A 5,282-nucleotide genomic window follows, 5' to 3' on the forward strand; every position below is an offset into this window, starting at 1 on the left:
GGCTCGTCTGGTACTAACTCAATCACATCGGTAATCTCACAATTCAGCGTTTCACAGATACGGGCTAATGTGTCCATGCTGATGTGCTTTCCCTCTTTGCTCATGTTGGCAATCATATTCGTTGTCATACCAGCGGCAAGCCTTAAATCCTCTTTCCTCATATCACGCTCTAACAGTGTGTGCCAGAGTGGTTTATAGCTGATGTGCATATTGTTTTCCTGCCTTTCTATCCATACCACCGGGGCGGCTGCCCCGGCAGGAACTTTTCTCTTATTATAGCACCAATCTTGTGAAATCACAATTTATTCTTGTATCCTGCCGCTGATACCGTCTGGATTGGTTTTCCTTTCTTTTTTGTTCCCTTTAATTAGCCATGAACTGCTTAATTCCCTGGGATTTTGCTTATGTGTGATAAAGAAGTAATAGAAGTGTAAAAAATTTTGCCGTTCCTATCCGGCACATGAGGTATGTCGGATAGGTCGGGCGGTTAGGTGTCGGGCAGTTCTACCTTGCCGACAAAAGAATAATAGATTTCGATTTCCTGTCTGCGTAACTTGCCCCGGCGTTTCCCGTCAAGGGCAACGCTTTCATGGACAACGATTTTCTCCACAAACTCCCGCAGCAGAGTAGGGGTAAGTTCTTCAATGGTAGTGTGCCTGCGTACCACATTCATAAACTTTTCAGCGTTTGCGGTGGCTTCCTGCGCTTTGGAAAGTTCTTCCCGCAGTCTGGCGGCACGTTCTTTCAGTTCTTTCTGCTCGGCTTCATAGTCTGCCGACAGCTCTGTGAAACGCTCGTCCGATATGCGCCCGGTTACGCTGTCCTCATACAGCCGCTTGAAGATAGCAGATAACTCGGCTATGCGTTTCTCGGCGGCTTCCAGCTCCTTTTTCTTGGCGGCGTTCCTGCGTCTGTCCCCGTCCTCATTCTGCTCGATTAAAAGCTTCATAAACCGGGCTTCATGCTTTGCCGCATAGCTGGTAACTTTCCGCAGATTGGAGAGTACGCCAGCGGTCAAGAGGTCAGTGCGGATAAAGTGCGCTGTGCAGTCGGCGGTGCGTTTCTTGTAGCTTCCGCAGATATAACAGTCCTGCTTGCGCTTGTCCGTCTGGTATCGCTGCTGGTACATGACGCTGCCGCAGTCGGCACAAAAGAGTATGCCGGAGAACAAGCCCACTTCGTCATAACGGTTGGGGCGTTTGCGCTGCTTGCGTAACTCCTGCACCCGTTCCCACGTTTCCCGGTCAATGATAGGCTCATGGTGGTTCTCAAAAACCGCCTGCTTTTCCGGGGGATTTTCTATGCTGTGTTTCAGCTTGTAGGACGGCTTCTCGGTCTTAAAGTTTACCAGACAGCCCGTATATTCCCGGTTTTCCAGCAGATGAACCACGGTATTGGTCGCCCACTTGCACTCATAGCCGGGGTGGTAGCGGCGGGTGCTGCCCGTCCTGCGGTATTCCAGCGTCCCCGGCGTGGGGATTTGCTGCTCGGTCAGCATACGGGCTATCTTGGTCGGACCGTTCCCGGCAAGGCAAAGGCTGTAAATCTGCCGTACCACCGGGGCGGCTTCCTCGTCAATGATAAAGTTTTCGTCCTCGTCCATGAGGTAGCCATAGACGGGCTTGCTTGTGATGGGCTTTCCGCTCATGCCCTTAGAGCGTTTTACTGCCTTGATTTTCTTGCTCGTATCTCTCACCAGCCATTCGTTAAAAATGTTCCGCAGCGGGGCAAAATCATTTTCCCCCTGTGCGCTGTCCACTCCGTCATTGATAGCGATGAAGCGGACACCTTTCTGTGGGAAAATCATTTCTGTGTACATTCCCACCTGTAAGTAGTTTCGCCCTAACCTCGACATATCCTTGACGATAACTGTCCCGACTTTCCCTGCTTCAATGTCTGCAAGCATGGCTTGAAATCCGGGTCTTTGAAAGTTCGCACCGGAATAACCGTCGTCGGTGTACCAGCGCAGATTAGAAAATCCATTCTGTTTGGCATAGGTTTCCAAAATCCTCTTTTGGTTGGAAATGGAATTGCTCTCGCCTTGCAGCTCGTCCTCATGGGACAGTCTTGGGTAAAGGGCGGTAATGAGTTGCTGGGTGGTCTGTCTTAACATAAATTCCTCCGTTTCCGACAGCCAGCCCCACTATTCCGTACCTTGATTGTACCACATGGGGCGGCTGTCTGTATAGCGGCAAAAGCGTCAAATCTGCTTCTTTACGGTCGGTAAAAATGACGGTTTTTCAATCAGGCTTATCACAGGTCAAATATCCGGCGGCGGCTTCTGCTTCCAGCACTTTCATCATCTTGTCAGCGGCGGTGTCGGTCGCCCCCTCCTTGAAAAAGCCAGACACCACAAGGATTGTGTTGCCTATCCTCGTTTCGGTCACGCAGTCCGGGCGGCGGGCAGGGCGTTTGTTTCTCTGGGTGTCGGTCATAGGCAAATCTCCTTTCCGGCAAGCAGCCGTTTCAGCTGTTCCATTTTTCCCTGTGCGGCGGCTTTCCTCAAATTCTCCCCGGTAAAGCAGAGAGGGGAACACATTTCAAGCAGGCGGTCATAAATCCGGGCGTGGGCGGTGTCCTCCGGGTGCTGCAATTCCTCCAGCGTGAGGTTGGTCGTCACAATCAGCGGCTTCCTGCTCCGGTAGCGGCTGTCAATCACATTGTAGACCTGTTCCAGACCGTATTCTGTGCCACGCTCCATTCCAAAATCGTCAATGATGAGCAGGGGGAAGCTGCAAAGGCGGGAAATATATTCGTTCCTGCCCGCAAAGCTGGCGGCAAGGTCGTTTAATATTGCTGCAAAGTTTGTCATGCACACCGGGACTTCCTGCTCCATGAGGGCGTTTGCAATACACCCGGCAAAATAGCTTTTCCCAGTGCCTACCCTGCCCCACAAGAGCAGCCCGTAGTTCCCGTCCTTTATCTGTTCCCAGCGTGCCACATATCCGGCGGCGTTCTTCATCTGCGGGCAGCTGCCGTTATCGTTGGCAAATGTCCAGTCCTGCATGGTCTTGTCTGTAAAGCCCTGCCGTTTCAGCCGTTCCACCGTTTCAAGGTGGCTGCGCCGCTTCTCGGCGGCTTCCCGTTCCTTACGGGCTGCCCGCTGGCAGTCGCACTCTGACGGGTGGCGGTCACGCCCGAAAAAGGTCTTGCCCTCCGGGAAATAGGCTTCTTTGGGTTTCCGGCATTTGCCGCAGTATAAAAGCCCGTCCTCCCCGGTGTAATCCTCCGGCTCGGCTGTGGTGTCGGTCATAGGCAGTATGGTGTTGTGGATTGTATCGGTCATAGGCTTTCTCCCTCCTTGAATGAATAGTCCGGTATGCCTTTCTTTGGCTTCTCTTTGGCAGCGTCCTCCTGCGCCCACTTGTAAATGGTGGCTGCATGGCTCTGGTACTGCTTCCCGGTGGAAGCGATGTGGCAGGAAAGGCGGTCAAGGTAATACTCCCACTTGCCGGGGAAGTCCTGTTCCAGCTCCAAAAGTTCTGTGTCAGAAAGAAATACATTTTTATATCTGCCATAAGCGGCGGGGGGCTGCCCCTCACTCGCTCCTTTTGTTTGGCTCTCTATTAGGTTGTTTATATTAGTTTGGTTAGGGGACGGTTTTCCGACCGTCATAAGGTCAGTTTTCCGGCTGTCAGTTGGTCGGTTTCCCGCCCTTATGAGGGGCGGTTTTCCGTCCGTCAGTTGGTCGGAAAACTGTACCACTGGGATAGGCGGCACTTTCACATACAGACGGTTGGCGGCAGAAAAGCCCGTCCGTCTGCGTTCCAGCAGCCCGGCAGCGTCCAGTTCGTTCAGTGCGCCCTTTATGGTGGTGCAGCCTTTATCCAGCATTTCCGCTATCTCTGCTATGGGGTAGACAATGTATGTCCGTCCCTCGCTGTCCTGCCAGCCGTTCTTCTGCGAAAGGGTGGAACGGTCTAACAGCAGCGCATATAACTCTCTTGCGGTGTGGGATAGGTCTGTTTCCAGCAGGAAACGGGGGTAAGGCAGGTAAGCGGGCAGCTCCGTTCCTGCGGTCATATAATCAGCGATAGGGTTCACCTCCTTGTGGTGTCTGTCTGTGGGTTCTGTTACGCTTTTAGGGGGCGTTTTTAAGGGAAAAGGATAAATGTATCACGCACCCTTTGACACCCTCCAAAAAAGCCTTGATTTATGCGGGTTTGAAATGCCCTAAAGCGTGACATTTCTCCCTTTGTTTCCGCTTCCGTTTGGCGGCGTTTATCCGCTTCATGCGTCCGGCGCAGTCCGGGCAGTATTTCCCCCGGTTGGATTTTGGGAAGAAGAACGCCCCGCAGACAGCGCAGCGTTTCCGGCTTCCCCGGCGCAAGAGGGCGGCTTCCAGTGCTTCATCAAGGGGCAGGACAGCGGCGGTAAACCAGCGGCAGAGCAGCGAATAGCTGATACTCTGTACACACACGCAAGGCTCGCCGTCCTCCAACAGCAGGCAGTTCCCGCTGTCATAGTTGCAGCACTCATGCACAAGGCGGCGGGCTGCCCGGTACTGGCGGTAGTCCATGCGGGGGATATTACCGTTCATGGCTCTGCTCCTTTCTGCGCTGCGGCTCGCTCCGGCGTAAAATCTGGTCGATATTGCCCTTGACAGTCTGCAAGCGGCGGTACTCCTCCCGTTTTGCCCGGTAATCGTTGTAGCCGCTGTTTTTCTCTTTGATAAGGCTTTCAATCTCTGCTTGCAGGGATTTATAGCTCGGCAGCTTGGAAATGCCGTTCTCCCTGAAATAGCGGGCGGCTGCGTCTGCTATGATAAAGTCACTTTCATGCTTCTGACGGTAGGCTGCTTTTGCTTTGGCGTTTTTCTGCTGTTTCAGCCCGTCCCGGACAGGGCGGGTCTTGGAATAGGCAAGCACCTGCCGTTGCAGCTCCTTTTTCCCGTTCAGCGTCTTTTCCACCTGCTTCAACCACGCAAGGCTTTCCTGCATGGCGGCATAGGCGGCAGAACAGGCTTCGTCCAGTTCCTCCGGGGAGGAAAAGCCGTACTGCTGATAGGCGGTAACGGTAGCTGCCATTTGCTTTAGGTTGTGCTTTGCCGCCCAGCGGTCATAGCCCACGCCCTTGCCCTCGGCTCGCTTGGCTTCCCGGTCAACCATGCGCTGCAAGGTGTTGTCTGCCGGGGTGGTTTTTGCAGCTTTTTCCCCTTGTAACGGCTTTTTAACTGCGGCAGGGTATTCGGGTATGGCTTTGGTCTGTTCGGCAGCTCTGTGGGCGTTCTGCGTGAGCAGGGCAAGGACAGCAGCCTTGTCAAAATCGTCCCCCAGCTTTCG

Annotated in this window: 6 protein-coding genes and 1 pseudogene; all 7 read right to left on the reverse strand. The window is 53.5% G+C overall.

What is annotated here, in order from left to right; translation table 11 throughout:
* Positions 1 to 209 (reverse strand): helix-turn-helix domain-containing protein (locus DW769_RS15855; RefSeq protein WP_147398868.1); only part of this gene is annotated, 209 nt, incomplete at its 3' end.
* A 278-nt stretch (positions 210 to 487) separates the two neighbouring features.
* On the reverse strand, positions 488 to 2,113 hold the full coding sequence (locus tag DW769_RS15860; protein ID WP_002594230.1) for a recombinase family protein: 1,626 nt from the start codon (positions 2,111 to 2,113) through the stop codon (positions 488 to 490).
* Between the two features lie 127 nt (positions 2,114 to 2,240).
* Positions 2,241 to 2,435, reverse strand: coding sequence for a transposon-encoded TnpW family protein (locus DW769_RS15865; RefSeq protein ID WP_002594231.1), 195 nt, complete (start codon positions 2,433 to 2,435; stop codon positions 2,241 to 2,243).
* Complete coding sequence (locus tag DW769_RS15870) at positions 2,432 to 3,286, reverse strand: ATP-binding protein (protein WP_002594232.1); 855 nt, start codon at positions 3,284 to 3,286, stop codon at positions 2,432 to 2,434. Before DW769_RS15870 ends, DW769_RS15865 begins: the two co-directional genes overlap by 4 nt.
* Entirely contained in the window at positions 3,283 to 4,023 is a 741-nt protein-coding gene (locus DW769_RS15875; protein ID WP_002594233.1) for a replication initiator protein A, read from the reverse strand. The genes DW769_RS15870 and DW769_RS15875 overlap by 4 nt, the downstream gene beginning before the upstream one ends.
* 130 nt (positions 4,024 to 4,153) lie before the next feature.
* Complete coding sequence (locus DW769_RS15880) at positions 4,154 to 4,540, reverse strand: cysteine-rich VLP domain-containing protein (protein ID WP_002594234.1); 387 nt, start codon at positions 4,538 to 4,540, stop codon at positions 4,154 to 4,156.
* Positions 4,530 to 5,282: pseudogene (locus DW769_RS17005) on the reverse strand (relaxase/mobilization nuclease domain-containing protein); the annotation flags it as partial. The pseudogene DW769_RS17005 and the gene DW769_RS15880, both read right to left, overlap by 11 nt.

The organism is Blautia sp. AM29-29 (assembly GCF_003480555.1).
In the GTDB taxonomy this organism is placed as follows: Bacteria; Bacillota; Clostridia; order Lachnospirales; family Lachnospiraceae; genus Fusicatenibacter; species Fusicatenibacter saccharivorans.